Source organism: Vogesella mureinivorans (genome assembly GCF_007644035.1).
In the GTDB taxonomy this organism is placed as follows: Bacteria; Pseudomonadota; Gammaproteobacteria; order Burkholderiales; family Chromobacteriaceae; genus Vogesella; species Vogesella mureinivorans.
The window spans coordinates 1-250 of the sequence record NZ_VMTV02000324.1 but is presented as its reverse complement, the minus strand read 5'-3'; the positions used below and the strand labels follow the sequence as shown (position 1 = coordinate 250).

The 250-nt window shown below is 72.8% G+C and carries 1 protein-coding gene; it reads right to left on the bottom strand.

The window, feature by feature from the left end; all coding sequences use genetic code 11:
- Window positions 1-250, bottom strand: a 250-nt coding sequence (locus tag FLQ44_RS10080; protein WP_240801241.1) for an ATP-binding protein, incomplete at both ends; no start/stop codon positions are given.

Here is a 250-nt window from a genome sequence, read left to right as displayed (position 1 = left end):
GCCTCGGCCAGCTGCCGGCTGATCGACAGTCCCAGCCCGCTGCCACCGTGCTCGCGCGCGGTGCGTGCGCCCTCGGCCTGGGCGAAGGGCTGGAACAGCGCGGCCAGTTGGGCCTCGCTGAGGCCGGGCCCGGTATCGACGACCTCGAAGCGCAGCCCGACGCGGCCGGCGCGACCGCAGTCGAAGGCCGAGACCTGCAGCTCGACCGCGCCCTGGCGGGTGAACTTGATGGCGTTACCCAGCAGATTCA